Here is a 12,911-nt window from a genome sequence, read left to right on the forward strand (position 1 = left end):
GAGATGGAAAACTCGATTGCGCCGAGTGTAGGCAACGGGAAAATTTCTAGAAAGAGGGGATGCGCTGCGGCTCGAACGTGAACGTCACCGACTGGATCGAGAACTGGATGCCGATCGTCTGCGTGCGCATGCGATAGGTCGCGGCATAACCAAGGCCGTCGATGCTCTGCCATTCCGTGTTGTAGCCGCTGTCGCCCTTCCATGGCACCTGATCCCATGGCGTCGTATCCCACGGCGTGCGCCGGCCGAATGAGAGCGTCGGATAGGCATCCGGAATGCTCTCGTCGAAATCGACACTGGCATCGATCTGCGGCGCGAATGGCGCGTTCGACTTCAGGATCGGCCGCATCATCTTGAAATGCTTCTGCACGCCGCGCGAACCGAAGTAATTGAAAGCCGGCTTGATGTCGCCAATGATCGCTGCTCCACCATCATCCGCGCCCACATCCGCCTGCGCCACGAAGCCGGCACCCCCGAAATACAGCCCCTTGTCCGAATAGCAGAAGCAGAAGGCATCCCATCCGGTGAAGCGGCACCATGCCGACGTGATCGTGTTCATCACATACTGGTACGAGGTCTCCGTCTCCAGCGTCGGTACGTTCAGGATGATCTTGTTGCCTTCCGGAAACAGGATCGGCTGCCAGCCGAAGTTGTCGCCGTAGACCATGACATCGCTGTTCACCGACGGCATGATCTTGTTCGTGATCGCGATCGAGGTCTGCTCGCGATCGGTCAGGAGCGCCTTGCTGAGCGGCACCAGACCGTCCGCCGTGATGAACACGACGTCGGAGCCGAACTTCTCATAGAAGCGCCGGCCGACCGGCGCGCCGATGCGAAAGCGCGCCGAGATCGAGAACGTGCTGGACTGCGCCGGATCGGATCCCTGATAGACGGCCACCTCGCCGCGCGAGGAAACAAAACAGATGTACTCGTTGAGCCCTGCCGTGTCGTCGATGTTCCACGTCGCGATGCCCTGCAGGAATCCGCCCATCAGCATCTGCGGCCCGACGTCGAACGCCGTCGCGGGGCCACTGACAGCGGAGACGCCGAGATACCACGTCCTGAACGTGCCGGCCTGCGTAAACCATAGCCGGTTGCCCCACGACGTGACGTGCACGAAGGTGCGCGGATCGACGCCTGTCACGCTCCACATGACGACGTAGGTGCCGACGGCCGTGGCGTCGCCGCCCGGGTCGCTCGCGAGTGTGAAAGTCACCGTCACATCGTCGACCACGGTCACGGTGAAGAGCCCGTTGTACGCGGTCGGCGTGGCACCGCTGAGTGTGATCTGGTCGCCGGTCGTCAGGCCGTGCGCCGCCGCTGTTACCAGCGTCGCGGTCGTGCCCGATGCGGTGATCGACGAGATGTCCTGCGCGTCGATATTCCTGACGGTGTGCCATGTCTCGCCGTCATAGATCAGCGGCCAGTCGACGCCGTTCACCATCCACAGGAACTGCGCGCCGGCGTTCTCGAAGTTCGTCGATTGCCAGCGTGAGTTCGTAAGACCGGCGATCACCGGTGCGCCGACATCAGCTTTCGCGGTCGCATCGTAGACCGAGCCGCCGGCAAGCGCGAAGAGTTTCTGCTGGGTACCGCTGCTGTAGGAGGCGAGCGTTTCGACATTGCCAGCGATCGCGGTCGCCCATCGTCCATAGCCGTTGCGCAGCGGCACCGCGCCCGGGCCGGGGAAGTAATTGTCGAGGATCACCGCATCCGTCGGCGGCATCATGTCGACCGAGTTCAGCGTATTCAGGCCGCCGACGGGCGGCGGAATCGAATCGGTCGTGATGCGCGTCGCGCGATTGGCCGGCCGGCGCATGTCAACTGCCGAAACCGGTATCCGGCACGTTCGCGGAGCCGAGCAGCACTGGCGGCTGTGCGCGCGCATTGATCGGCAGCACACGCATTCCTGCGCTTCGCGCGAGCGCCGTCTCGACGGCGCGCTCGTACTCCTCGTGCGATACGGTCGAATCGAGACCCTTGCGCATCAGGAAACGATCGAGCGCGCCAAGGATGAACAGCTTGTCCTGGAGCACCGGCGTGTCGGTGTCGGCGGCCCATGCGGTTTGCGGAACGCCGGCGGCCGACTGGCACCAGCCGGTGGAGTAATATTCCATCACGAGGCGATCCTGCGAGCCGGGAACCGGATTCACGAAGAACCGGCCATCCATGATGCGCCATCGAAGGCGTGGGCCGGTCGGGCTGATCCCGGACTTCAGGACCTGCCATTCCTGTGCGCTCAGCGGGCCGACGAGTTGCCAGCGAAACGAGCGGTCCCAGCCTGTCTGCGTGATGAAGTGGTCGACGTCGTCGGGAAACTCGTAGCTCTCGTTGCCGAACGAGAAATCGGTGTCGCTCGAATCGACGGCCGCCGGCAGATCGAGCGTGATCTGCGACGGGCTGTCGATGCTGAGGATGGTCGCTCCATACGGCAGCGCAGCGCCGCTCGCGATCATGCCCGTTTCGAGGTCCGCAGTGGTCGTCAGGTTCGTGATTACCGGCGAGCCCGCTGTCGCGTCGCCCGTAATGCCGCCGAATCCGACCAGCTGGAAGGCCCATTCCTTCCGCAGGACCTGCCATCCCTCATTCTGCCCCCCGCGTTCGGACAATTCCTCGCCAATGCGAGTCATGTGCACCAGCATCTGGCGCACCGTGTTGTCGGTGTTGCCGATCACCGTCTGAGGCTGCGGAAGACCGAGATCCGTCATCACCTCCTGAACCATCTTCAGGAGGGTTTTCTGGCCGCGCGACGAAAGCGGCTGCGTCATTTACGCCGCCTGCTGTTTCGCCGACGACTTGACCGCCTTCTCGCCCTGCGCCGCCTGCGCTGCGGCGATCTCCTGCACCTGGCGCTTCAGGTCGGCGATTTCGAGGTCGCGCTTGTCCAGTTCGACACGGAGGGCAACGACCTCGCGGCCGCCGGAGGCCTGCGCAAGCCACGACTTCGCCTGATCGCGGAGTTCGCGCGCGCCGAGCCACGTCAGCGCGCTGTCGGGCAAGCTCGACAGCTGCTCGACCGTGTGGATACGCATGCCCTTCAGCTCCATGGCCTGCGAGCGCGTGAGCGGACCCCACTGTTCGACCGGCGTGCCCTCCTGCACCTGCTCTTTCTGCGCCTGGAACGCCGCCCACTGGCGCGGGAAGCGCGTCGGGTCGGCTGGGCCGTAAGCGTCGTCGGTCATTTTCACCGGGCGGCAGATCTGTTTCGTGCGATCGCCCGGGAAGTGAATGTTGATGTAGGGCAGGTCCTTGTAGATCGGGCGCCCTTCCTTCTCGGATTCGAACTGCAGGTGAACCGGCCGCATCTCGAATTCGACATAGAGGCGGCTGTCGTCGCCGTGCTGCACGTGCAACTGGTTGCCGTGCTCGATGACCTTGGGGGTCGCGAAATCCATCTGTTTCTCCGGGAAAGAAAGGGCGGCCGAGGACCGGACGCCCGTGCCGATCAGGTGATCGCGCCTTGCGAAGTGGTGCGATTGAGCGTGATGACCGCCTGGGTGGCCGACAGCGTGACTGCCGTGCTGCCGGTGCCGAGCGTGACGCCGGGCGCGGTTGCGAACTTCGCGCCGAGCGCCTGCTTGCCGGCAACCGCCGCCGGACTGACGACGCCAGCCGCCTGCCAGTACACCGGATTGCCCGCCACCGGCGCGCCGGACACCGTCGCGATCGCGTTGCCGCCCACCTGGAACCAGCCCCACTGTCCCAAGGCGAGTTGCGCAACCGCGACACCGAGCGGTTCGCCCGTATTCGCGGTGCCGGCCCATGCAGCCGCCGAATTCACGATGGAACCGCCCGACAGCGACTGGTTGAACTGCACCACCGTGCCAGCCGCGATCGCCGTCGACGCCTTCGCGAAGACGAATTCGCCACCGCCGAGCACCGGGTCATAGCCGCGCAGCGTTTCGAACGAGAACGACTGCCGCCCGGCCCCCGTGCCGGCGACGAGATTCAGCGGGCCAGGGCCGACTGCATCGACGTCGGTCAGCTTCACGGCCCCCAGCAGCGGATCGTATGCGATGAAATTCATGATCCGCTCCTTATGCGCCGAGCACGGCTTGCAGACGGCGATTCGACACGGTCATGTTGCCGGCGAAGCCGACGAGCTTGACCATCGCGTCCTGGTTGACGGCGAACCGATCGTCGCCGATCGGCGCGAAGTTCCGGTCGGTGTGCGGCCGGAAGTAGATGTAGTCCGTGTTCAGGAACTGCATCGTATTCGTCGGCGCGCCCCCGCCGAAACCGCCGTCGAGCACCACGTCGGCCTGCATGTACTTCAGCGAGTCGAAACCCGCCTGCGCCATCTCGTCGGACGTGATCCGCTGGATCGCCTGCAACGACTCCAGATACAGCCGGTAGTAGTTGTTGTCGGCGATGATCAGGTCCGGCTTGTCCGTGCCGCGGACCTGCTGGACATAGATGCGGTTCATGTACGATTGGATGTTCGCCGAGGTCGCTGCCGCGCCGCCATCGGTCGCCGCCGAGAACGCCGTGTTGCGCCAGAACGCGCCGATCGCCGTCGATGCGTCGATACCGCCCACGACGCCCGTCGTCGGCGTCGAGCTGACGAGCAGCGCGAGGCCGCCGATCTGCCGGCCGCCGTCGGCCGTACCGTCGGAGTAGCAGTCGAGCGCGATGTTATTGACCAGCGTCTTTTCCGCGTTGCGGATGCGGCTTTCGAGCAGGTCGATGATCGCGTCCTCGCCGCTGTTCTGCAGCTGTTCGAGACCCGAGATCGAGATCGCGACGGCGGCCTGTGCGTAGTTGAACTCCGCGCCGGTGAACACGTCGGACGGCGAGATGTTCAGCGCCTCGTAACCGCTGTAGCGCTTGAACGTGCCGTTCTCGGCATATTCGAGTTCCTGGACGATCGTGCGACCGCCCGAAACGGGCTTCACGTTGCCGCGCCGGCGCAGCCGGAACAGCAGCGCATTGTTTTTCGTCACGTTGTCCGCGAGCTTGCCGGTGCGGTTTCGCAGCGTCGTCGTGACGATTTCCGTCAGGGTGCTGGACGGATTCAGAAGTGCCATGATGTCGGCTCCATTTGCGAATTCACGAGGTCACCGCGCGAAGATTCGCGCGGAGTTCATCGCGCAGGGAGCGGTCGGGATCGGCGGCGGTCTTCGAGACGGTCGCGCCCGGAGATCCACTGATCGAGACACCTGCCCTGCGTTTCGCATCAGCCTTGGCTTTCGCTTCGGCTGCCCGCTTCGCTTCGTCGCTCGCCTGCTGGCGAGTCAGAAGCGTGGAACGAACATCGGGATTGGCGTTGCACGCCATGTCGTAGGCTTCCTGCAGATCCTTCGCCACGCCGCCATTCAGCAGGCTCGCCATGACCGGGCGAACCTGCTCGAAAAACTCATGTCCGGGATCCGCAGCGAAAGCTGCGATATGGTTGTGCAGCACCCCCTGGGTTTGCTGATGCTGTTGCTGCTGCTGGGTCGCCAGAAAGCCGTTCACACGCGCAAGCTGCTGCTGCAGTGATTGCACCTGTGGATCGACCTGCTGCTGACCCTGCGCCACCTGGTTCAGGTCGACGCGAAACTGTTGCGCCAGTTGCCGAAAGAGCGCCACGCGCTGCTCAGCGTCCCCCGCGCGCAGCACGTATGCCGTCTGGAGAAGGTCGCGCACGGCGGCGATCGGCTCGCCCCCTTCCGCGCGGATCGTCGGCAGATACGGCGTGACGGCCTCCGCGAACTTGCGGCCAACGGAGGCATCCGCGCCGAGGCGCGTGATCGCGCTGTGCACTTCCTCTTCGCGGCGCGCGATGACCGCCTGCGCTTCCGGCGGGATCTTCTCCCAATGGGCCTGCTCAGTCGCCTTCCACGAAGCCGGCGGCTTTGCCTTCGCCGGATCGGTCGCCGTAGCCGCGGAAGTGTCGTGCGCGGGCGCGGCGACCGCAGTCGATTCGGTGCCCGCTGACGGCGCACCATCAGCCGATGTAGGCGCGGCGGCTGCCTGCGTCGTCGATTGCGACGTCGCGTCCTGCTGCGCCGCCTGAATATCGGCCAGATTCCGGCTCAGCTCCTCGCGCAGCGAAAGCTCACCCTCCGAGCCGCCGCTACCGTGCTCCGCCGTCTGTTCGCTGCCGCCGTCCACGCTCATCGGGAATCCCCACCTTTCAACATGAGGGCGATGCTAGGTAACGGGAAAATTCGGCGCAATGCCAGCCGGCGACGGATTCGCGCCCATCGGAGGCGCGCCGGCAGCCGGCGGGGGCGCGCCCGGCGACGGCATCTGCGGCTGGTGCGCTGCCGCGAGGCGTTGCAGGGCGCGCATTTTCGCCGCCTGTTCGGCCTGCTGGAGCAAAGGCAGCAGCCGCGGCATGAATGACCCGATCATCGCGTGCTCCGCAGCACGTCACTCGTCGCGCGCGCGAGGTCGCCGCGTACATCGAAGTCGCCGCGCACATTGTCGGGTCCCGGATTGCGGCCGCCGGTCTCGTTGCCGATCTCGATGTACCCGTTGCGCTTGAGGAATTCGCGGTGCGCGCTCCGGCTGTTGATCACCGGCACCTCTCCGGTCGCCACGTCCACTGCAATGGCGCGATACGAATCAATGTCGGGAGCGACCATGGGCGCCACGATCTTGCGGACCATCGGCGCATCGCAATGCGTCGGCAGGTCGCGATCGCGATCGGCGACCGCGCGAAAAATGTCTTCCTCGTGACCACACCGCGCGGCACATTGCAGACGATACAGAGGCATCACTGATTCTCCAGAAGGGGTTGCGCGGCCGCGCTCGACTGGGCCGCCGTCAATGTCGCTCCCGCGGCGATCTCTGCCGACTCAACCTGCGCGGCGGCCTTGATCGAGGCGAGGAGCAGTTGCAGCTGGCCTTCGAAGGCGACGCGCTGCTGTTCGAGCGTGGATTCGTTCGCCGCGCGCACCGTTTCGAGGTGTGCCTGCAGCTGCGCCTGCGTGCGTTCGGCGATCATCTGCGCCTGCCGCTCGACCATCGCCAGTTGCGCTTCCTGCTGTCGGTCGGCCGCCGCAGCACGCTCGTCGGCAGCAATCTCGGCCAATTTGCCCTGCAGCGCAGCCTGATTCTTGCCCTGCGCGATCTGGACGTCCGACTGCGCTTTCATCTGCGCCGGGTTCGGCTGCGGATTCGAAGCCGCCTGTTTCGCGCGCGCGACGAGCTGATCGACGGTCTCCTGCAGGCTCGCTTCCAGTGACTTGCCGACGGGGAACGCGCGGACCGCGAACATCAGCATCTGGCCGAGCAGCGGCACGAGCGTGGGATCGGCGTTCGCCGCCGCGGTGAGGAAGTCGCCGACCGCCTTCAGCAATTCGGTGCGGTCCGCCTTTTCCTGCAACTGGTTCATCTTCAGCGTCGAGTCGGTTTCGATGTCGAGCCGGTAGTGGCGGACTGTGGTGTTGTGCAGGAGCGCGGCCACCTCTTCCCACGTTGGCTCTTCGAACGGCTGCTTGAGATCGTCCGGCAACTCGCCGCCGAGCGCGCGGATGCGGCTCGCCACCTCTTTCTCCATCGCCGTCATCAGCGCGTAGCCGGAGATCTCGGCGAGCGTGTCGACGCTGAAATGGTTCGCCATGATTTCGGCGATGAGCGAAACAGCGTCGCGCGCGAACCGCTGCACGTCCGCCTGTATGTCCTCCAGACGGATCGATACGAAATTGGCCTTCAGCTGCTGCGCGCCATATGTCTCGTTCGGATCGCTCGCGCCCCGCACGATATCCGACATGCCGGTAATCTCGTACAGGTCCTGCTTCACCTTCTCGCGCGCGTCGTACAGCGTCAGCAGCGTCTGCGCCAGATCGGCCATCGGCAGCATCTGGACTGCACCGACCAGACCACCTTTCTCAGCGAACGCCGCCCAGGCATCCACCGGGACCAGCACGTTTTCGAGGCCCTCCGACAGCAGCCGCTCCAATCCCGGCGCGCTCGCATCGCGCACGCCAGCCGCCTTGATCGCGCGCGTGAGCAGCGTAATGCGGCTCGTGAGTTCGTCCAGCTCCCCGGCCTGATCCTGATACATCACATAGTCCGGAACCGGGATCACCGAATCGTTCGCGCCATTCGGCAGCAGCGGCCGGGGGCAGGGGAAAAAGCCCTCCAGTCCGAGCGGATCGTCGCGAACGTCCAGCGGCTCCGGATGCACGCGGCTGATCCAGATCGCGGTCATCGTGTCCTTGTCCCAGATCTCGTAGATACGCGCCTTCTTCTGGTATTCGGTGACCGCCTGCCCCTTCAGGTCTTCGGGCTCGTGATCGAGGGGCACAGCGTTGCCCTTCTCCGGACCGAATCGCTTCACGAGTTGGCGTCGCGTGAGATACGCGACGCGCCAGACGGCCGTCACTTCCTGCCACGTTCGCGCAACGGTATGTCCGAAGTCAGTCCAGTGCACATAGTCGACGTCTACTTCTTCATAGTCCAGCTCCTGCACCGGCTCACCGTCGGCGGTCACGTCCTGCGCGACGTCGTTCGACTCGTTCGCATCGGCATCGTCGTCCACCTCGAACCCCTCGCGCGCGACGTAGTCGTTCGAAGCATCCGACGCGTCGCGCCAGTGCGGCACGTATCGCAGCCAGAGCGTGCCGCGGCCGGGCAACAGACGGTCCGTGACGCACTGGCGCATGATGGCGCGAAAATCCACCTTCTCCAGCACGTAGCTCGTCGCACGCTCCAGCACTTCACATGTCACGCGCCCGACCGGATCGGCAGCCAGAAACCGACGCTGAAAATCGGGCTTCGGGTTACGCGAATAGAGCGCCGGCAGCAACGTCTGCACGTTCGACCACAGGATGTTGTAACGCGACACCTTCTCTTCGCGCACATTGCGCTCGTCCTTGTAGCGCCGCTCGATTTTCTTGCCCTTCGTTTCCCATTTGCCGGCCTGCTTCTGATAAAGCTCGATCTCCTTCGTCCAGCGATTCACGAGGGAGATTTCCGGCGTGCCGCCCTGCGGCTGCTCGATGTCGCTCATGGTCAGCCTGCGGTAAAGCCGACGGTCGCAGAAACCGTGCCGCCGATGACGATGTTCAACCCGTTCACGAACGCGAAGGGAAGCGGGATCCACTGGCCCGGCGTCGGCGTGAATTCGTCGACGAGGAGAGTGCCAACGCCGTCGGCCGCATCGTCGTAAATGGCAATCGTCGGCGTGCCTGTCGCCGCGCTCACGAAAATGCCGCCGAGCACGCCGTCGCCCGCACGAATGTTTCCGGACGCCGAGACGTGCCGGTACGAGTAGGCCTGCGTGACGTGATTCATATACGCTCCCGTTGAGCCGTAAGGTTGCTTTGCGCGGGCCAGAACACCTCTTTGGCCGTCATGTCGTGCAGGAAGCGCGGCTGCTCGACTGGAGCCTCCTGCGGGGGATTACGCCAGACGAGCGACAGATAGCGGAATGCGTCCGCCGCGTGGCTGGTCCAGTCGTGCACCGGCGTGTCAGTGAACATCTTCTTGTCCTCGTCCCACTCGCGGCGATAGGTCTTGAGCGAGTCGATGCCGAACGAACACCGCTCCTCATCGAAGTAGCATTGCTTGAGCGTCGCGCGCGCCGCCTGAATCCCGTCCTGCAGGCTGAGGCTCGGCACGATTCTCCCCTTTACGCCGAAGTCGGCCAGCTGCTCCATTGCCGAGCGTGCGGCTGCGAATGTCTTCGGGCGAGCATCGTGCGGAAGCCAGTGAGTGGCGTAGCGCCATGCAATCCGGTGAGCATGTTCGGGAAGCGACTCACCGAACGACCACTTCACGGGCTTGCCGTTCTCGCCGTACTCGTGCACGACGATCCGGCGACCATGGATCACTTCGGCGTAATGCAGCGGATCCTTGCCGGACGCCCGGTAATGGTCGATCAGCCGGATTTGCCCCCAGGCGACCTGATAGAACCAGATCGATGTATCGTCGGTGCGCCCGAGATCCCACGCGGTGAACACGGGCAGCATCGGGTCATAGGGCACCGCGCCGATCCGGCCTTCCTGCTGCGCGGCCGCCATCTCGCGCCCGTAGTACGCGCCGAGAATTGCGGCCTCAAAGCTGCACAGATATTCCTGCTCGTACAGCGCGTTGCCCTGATCCTCGCCGAACATCGAGATGTATTCGAGGCGGAACTGCTCAAGATCGGCTATCGAAAACCGGCCAGTCTTCAGGACGCTCGACACCTCCGCGAACCAGGCGGGATTGGCGCGCGCCATCTCGTACATCGCGTGCGCATGGTTCTTGCCGCGCGGCGTCGTGATGAACATCGCCCAGCCGCCGTTTTCGTCGAGGATCGGCTTCAGATAACCCCATGCGGCCGGATTCGCGAGCGCCCATTCCGACATGACCAGCCCGGCCGGCGGCGAGCCGACAAGGCTGTTGAAGTTGTCCGAGCCGACCACCTGCCACGTCGAGCCGCACTTGAGCTTGATGAACATCTCGTTCTCGCGCGTCGTCGTGCGCAGGGCTTCCGGAAACGCCTCATCAATCCGGCGCTTCCCCGTGTTGGGATTCACCGCTTCCCAGATGGCCTTGCGGGCCTGCGAGGCCTGCGGCAGCATGTGCCAGTAGGTCGCCACCCGATCGTGCGCCGCATAGCATGTCCAGTGCAGCGCGACATCGTCCTTGCCCCAGCGCCGGTGCGCGATGTCGATCGCACGCTTCCCGCCGCGGAGCATGTAATTCCACAGCCGCCCTTGATAGATACGGGGCGACCACTCGTGCGGCAGGATGATTTCGCCGCTCACTCCGGCATCTCCGGCGCGGGTTCGTTGTTCAGCTTCACGACCTGCACGGTCCCGGAATGGTTCAGGTCCGCCTGCAGCTTGTCGCCATACTTCTTCGGGGCGAGCTTCGATGCGTACCACTGGCGCGTGAGAACCTGAAGGCGGCGATGCTCGATCATGTCCGCCTCGGTCACCTCTTCGCCCCACTCCCTCGACACCGTCTTGGTCCCGAGCACCGGCGTGTCCGCGATCTCGATGCACTCCTCGGCGTAGAGGTCAGCCTGCGCCTCGCGCGCGTACGCGTACCTGGTACGAAAACCCTCGTTGTCCTTGTCCGCGAGCCATCCCAGCACCGTCTGCCGACCGGGCATATTCCGATCCTTGCAGATCGTGCGAAGGCTTTCGCCGTCGGCGATCCGCGAGCAGATCACCTCGGCGACGCGGTCGGAATATTTGCTCGGTCGGCCCATTGCTCACAGCAACTTGCGCAGCTTCGCCAGTTCGCTCACCACCTCGTGATGCGCGACTTCCAGTCCGTTGCGAACGTGGGCCTCGATGCGCTCGATCGACGCCTTCACGGCCGAGATTTCGGCCTCGGGCTCGCGAGCCGCAGCCGATACGTGGTCGGACACGAGCTGGAACACTGCTTCGAGATGCATCGCCACGCGCTGCGGCAGGGTCAACCCGATCACCTCATCGGCCGGCGGCGCAGCCGCAGCGGCGGGAGCCGGCGCGACCGCGTTCGAGGCAGCAATGTCCGGGAGTCCAGTGGATGCAGCGGCATCGGCTGCCGGACCAGCCTGCGCTTCCCCCGATTCGGGTGCTGCCGCCGGCGTGCCATCCGTGTTCTTCACGGCTTCGGCGGGATCGTCGACAGCGGGCTGCTGCGGATCACCGTCGACCTGAGTCGCGCGCAACGCCGCATCGGCGGCAGAGGTCGTAGCGGAAGTATCGCTGGGTACGGCCGCCGCAGGTGCTGCATCGATCTCCCCCACCGTGGCCCCGCCAGCCTCCTGTTCGCCCGTGGCCGCCGCCGCGCTTTCGCCTTGCTGGGCCTGCGTTTGCGGCTCAGATGCTTGCATTCCGCCGCCGCGGGTCTCGCCCAGCGCGGGGCTCGCCGTCGGCGCGTTTCCCGCATCAGCCGGCGCAGCTGCGCTCGCGTCGTCGGACATGTACAGCGGCGCGAGCGCCGCGAGTATCAACTTCAGGAGATTCGAGGATTTCATCGTTGCCTCAAGTGAAATCGGCCCGCTCCGATCGAGCGAACCGGGCGCCGAATGCGGCGTTCTGGTAACCACGGATCCATGTCAGGAGGGCAGACGAGTTCTGCGGATAGGGACAGTGGCTGACCGCCATGCCGCGTTCGAAGGCCTCGCGGCCCTCGGCGGCATAGCGTTCGATCTCTTCGCGGGAAAGCACGGGCACTCCTGGACGGTTGCCCGAAAATGGTAGGTAACGGGAAATTTGCTGAACAGGCCTACCGTCGGCGCGCCCGCTCGCAGAGCGACCGGAACCGGTCGAGGGACGCGGTGTAGCCTTCGAGTTGCCCAGTCATGATGGCGGCTCCCCAGCGCCTCGTCGCCACGTCCACGTGTCGCTCCTCTTCTCGCCAGAAGTACACGCGGCCGTTCTTGTCTGGCGCAGCCTCGCGAATAGCGCCATCCGCGACCGCGCGCTGGAGCAGATCGCGAACCCCCTCCCGGCTGCAGCCGAGCCGCAGCCGGACCGCATGCTCCGTGTACATGCGATTGAGCGCCATGCGCTGAAGAAGGCTTTCCACGGTCAGCGGCAGCGATTTCTTGAAGGCGCGCACGGCTCGCCCCTCTCAGATCTGCACGCGAGCGGACAGATCCGACACGATTTCGCTGCACCGGTCCACGCGCGCCAGCAGCGCGCGCAGCGAATTGACCAGCGTCGAATCCGATGCCATCGGATTGCCATCGGTTCCGGTGTTGCCCTTCTGTTGCGGTGGCACCAGCACGGCTTCGATGCGCTTCTCGTGCTCGGCCAGCAACTCTTCGAGCGCGCCCACCGCGGCGCTCGCGCGCTGCATAAGATCGAGCGCCTTCACCGGCGCCACCGGCTCTGCGGCGAAGGCCTCCTGCAACCTGGTGCGCATCTCGTTGCGCAGGCCCCCGATGTTCTGCTGCGCCTGCATCGCCTGCACCTGCCCCGCCGTCAGCCCGACGATATCGGATTGCCCGTACATCTGAATCTCCCTGGCGGCAAAAGCCGCCGTAATTGCTG

The 12,911-nt window shown here is 64.9% G+C and carries 15 protein-coding genes; all 15 read right to left on the minus strand.

The window, feature by feature from the left end; genetic code table 11:
* Positions 1–46 precede the first annotated feature (46 nt).
* The 15 genes from BLV92_RS19915 to BLV92_RS19990 all read right to left on the minus strand — a co-directional run bounded on the left by BLV92_RS19915 (position 47) and on the right by BLV92_RS19990 (position 12,873).
* Positions 47–1,819 carry a hypothetical protein gene (locus BLV92_RS19915; protein WP_090548073.1) on the minus strand — a complete coding sequence of 591 codons (1,773 nt, stop codon included), beginning with the start codon at positions 1,817–1,819 and terminating at the stop codon, positions 47–49.
* A 1-nt stretch (position 1,820) separates the two neighbouring features.
* Complete coding sequence (locus tag BLV92_RS19920; RefSeq protein WP_090548075.1) at positions 1,821–2,768, minus strand: hypothetical protein; 948 nt, start codon at positions 2,766–2,768, stop codon at positions 1,821–1,823.
* Positions 2,769–3,395 (minus strand): chromosome partitioning protein ParA, encoded by a 627-nt coding sequence (locus tag BLV92_RS19925; protein ID WP_090548078.1) that lies wholly within the window; start codon positions 3,393–3,395, stop codon positions 2,769–2,771.
* Positions 3,396–3,445: 50 nt separating this feature from the next.
* Positions 3,446–4,027 (minus strand): hypothetical protein, encoded by a 582-nt coding sequence (locus BLV92_RS19930; protein WP_090548080.1) that lies wholly within the window; start codon positions 4,025–4,027, stop codon positions 3,446–3,448.
* Positions 4,028–4,037: 10 nt separating this feature from the next.
* Positions 4,038–5,027, minus strand: coding sequence for a phage major capsid protein (locus BLV92_RS19935; protein ID WP_090548082.1), 990 nt, complete (start codon positions 5,025–5,027; stop codon positions 4,038–4,040).
* A gap of 22 nt (positions 5,028–5,049) precedes the next feature.
* Positions 5,050–6,102, minus strand: a complete 1,053-nt coding sequence (locus BLV92_RS19940; protein WP_090548084.1) for a hypothetical protein — start codon at positions 6,100–6,102, stop codon at positions 5,050–5,052.
* 233 nt (positions 6,103–6,335) lie between these two features.
* Entirely contained in the window at positions 6,336–6,704 is a 369-nt protein-coding gene (locus tag BLV92_RS19950) for a zinc ribbon domain-containing protein (RefSeq protein WP_244283866.1), read from the minus strand.
* Positions 6,704–9,037, minus strand: coding sequence for a molecular chaperone (locus tag BLV92_RS19955; protein WP_244283867.1), 2,334 nt, complete (start codon positions 9,035–9,037; stop codon positions 6,704–6,706). The genes BLV92_RS19950 and BLV92_RS19955 overlap by 1 nt, the downstream gene beginning before the upstream one ends.
* On the minus strand, positions 8,947–9,228 hold the full coding sequence (locus BLV92_RS19960) for a hypothetical protein (RefSeq protein ID WP_090548089.1): 282 nt from the start codon (positions 9,226–9,228) through the stop codon (positions 8,947–8,949). The genes BLV92_RS19955 and BLV92_RS19960 overlap by 91 nt, the downstream gene beginning before the upstream one ends.
* On the minus strand, positions 9,225–10,685 hold the full coding sequence (locus tag BLV92_RS19965; protein ID WP_090548090.1) for a hypothetical protein: 1,461 nt from the start codon (positions 10,683–10,685) through the stop codon (positions 9,225–9,227). Before BLV92_RS19965 ends, BLV92_RS19960 begins: the two co-directional genes overlap by 4 nt.
* Positions 10,682–11,134, minus strand: coding sequence for a terminase small subunit-like protein (locus BLV92_RS19970; RefSeq protein WP_090548092.1), 453 nt, complete (start codon positions 11,132–11,134; stop codon positions 10,682–10,684). Before BLV92_RS19970 ends, BLV92_RS19965 begins: the two co-directional genes overlap by 4 nt.
* Positions 11,135–11,137: 3 nt before the next feature.
* Positions 11,138–11,890: a hypothetical protein gene (locus BLV92_RS19975; protein ID WP_090548093.1), complete on the minus strand. Its 753-nt coding sequence runs from the start codon at positions 11,888–11,890 to the stop codon at positions 11,138–11,140.
* 7 nt (positions 11,891–11,897) lie between these two features.
* Positions 11,898–12,083 (minus strand): ribosome modulation factor, encoded by a 186-nt coding sequence (locus BLV92_RS19980; protein ID WP_090548095.1) that lies wholly within the window; start codon positions 12,081–12,083, stop codon positions 11,898–11,900.
* A gap of 58 nt (positions 12,084–12,141) precedes the next feature.
* The gene (locus BLV92_RS19985; RefSeq protein ID WP_090548096.1) at positions 12,142–12,477 is read right to left on the minus strand and encodes a hypothetical protein; all 336 of its coding nucleotides are present in this window, start codon (positions 12,475–12,477) and stop codon (positions 12,142–12,144) included.
* A 12-nt stretch (positions 12,478–12,489) separates the two neighbouring features.
* Positions 12,490–12,873 (minus strand): hypothetical protein, encoded by a 384-nt coding sequence (locus BLV92_RS19990; RefSeq protein ID WP_090548098.1) that lies wholly within the window; start codon positions 12,871–12,873, stop codon positions 12,490–12,492.
* Positions 12,874–12,911 lie beyond the last annotated feature (38 nt).

The sequence above is a fragment of the Paraburkholderia caballeronis genome, assembly GCF_900104845.1.
GTDB classification, from domain to species: Bacteria; Pseudomonadota; Gammaproteobacteria; order Burkholderiales; family Burkholderiaceae; genus Paraburkholderia; species Paraburkholderia caballeronis.